Genomic DNA, 1082 nt, shown 5'->3' with positions numbered 1-1082 from the left:
TTATTTTTACGTGAACCGATAGACAAATATGTCTTTTTAACGTTCGTTTAAAAGACATATTTGTCTCTTAGGTGCAGCAAGGCTGATTTATTCCTTTTTATCTAGCGATATTTTCGGGATAATTCATTTCCACTATATTAATCCAATCAGCGACTTGATTTAACATACTTTGAACTTCCGTTGTTGACAAGCCTTCTACTTCAGCTCGAATCCAAATATCCTCCATGATATTAGAAAGATTATGAGGGAATGAAATACTATCATGTTTTAAAACGTGACTTAAAATAGGTTCTGCATCTAATCCACCTTGTCCCTTTTGGGATATACGTGATACAAACCAGCCTTGTTTATTGCGAGTTATCTCCAATCTATCTTCATGACCCCACCGACGACTGTAGATATTCATTTCAAAAGTAATACCAAGTGTGGCATCTTCAGGGTCGTCATTAGCACTAGAATCATCTAAATATTTGAGCAAGTCTTCAACAGCGTGAACATGGTTATAAAACTCTGGGTCTTCTGGCGAATAACCACGATTTTCAATCATATAATTATGATGTTTGGGTTTTGGTTCTAACTGCATATGTAGTTCATGGCTGAGAGAACTCATTCGATCCATAACTTTGTCTAAACGGTCGTAAGGTATATCTGATCTTCCGAGTGAAATATATTCCATCGCCTCTTTGTATAACTCACTGATTTCTAACTTTATCAATTCTTGGTCTTGAGTCAAATTAACTTTCATAGTTTTTCCTCCTACCAATCTGTGTCGTATGAAAAATCAATTTCTTTTGTCTTATCAAAATACCTATTGTATTCAGAATCATGAAACGGGATGTAATAATCAAAGATTCGATTTTCTTCGGGATGGAGACTTATAGACTCATTTTTAAATTCATGAGATAAGGACTTATCGTACTCATCTACTAAACGAACTCTAATAGAGTTAACAATTATTTTTTCTGGTGTTGAATTGATGATGCGAATTTTCAAAACTATATTTATCGCATCGCCTTTTATTCCTTCGATTTTAATTTGAGGCTTATTTAGTACTAGTCTTTCAGACAACATTAAATCATTGA

2 protein-coding genes are annotated in these 1082 nt (G+C 33.9%); both read right to left on the bottom strand.

What is annotated here, in order from left to right; genetic code table 11:
- Positions 1–97: 97 nt before the first annotated feature.
- Positions 98–745, bottom strand: a complete 648-nt coding sequence (locus A6395_RS15330) for a hypothetical protein (RefSeq protein ID WP_071399693.1) — start codon at positions 743–745, stop codon at positions 98–100.
- A gap of 11 nt (positions 746–756) precedes the next feature.
- Positions 757–1082 (bottom strand): hypothetical protein (locus A6395_RS16040; RefSeq protein ID WP_159429472.1); only part of this gene is annotated, 326 nt, incomplete at its 5' end.

It is taken from the genome of Exiguobacterium sp. SH31 (genome assembly GCF_001816105.1).
Classification (GTDB): Bacteria; Bacillota; Bacilli; order Exiguobacteriales; family Exiguobacteriaceae; genus Exiguobacterium; species Exiguobacterium aurantiacum_A.
The sequence above is the reverse complement of the archived record's forward strand: the minus strand, read 5'-3'. Positions and strand labels throughout refer to the sequence as shown.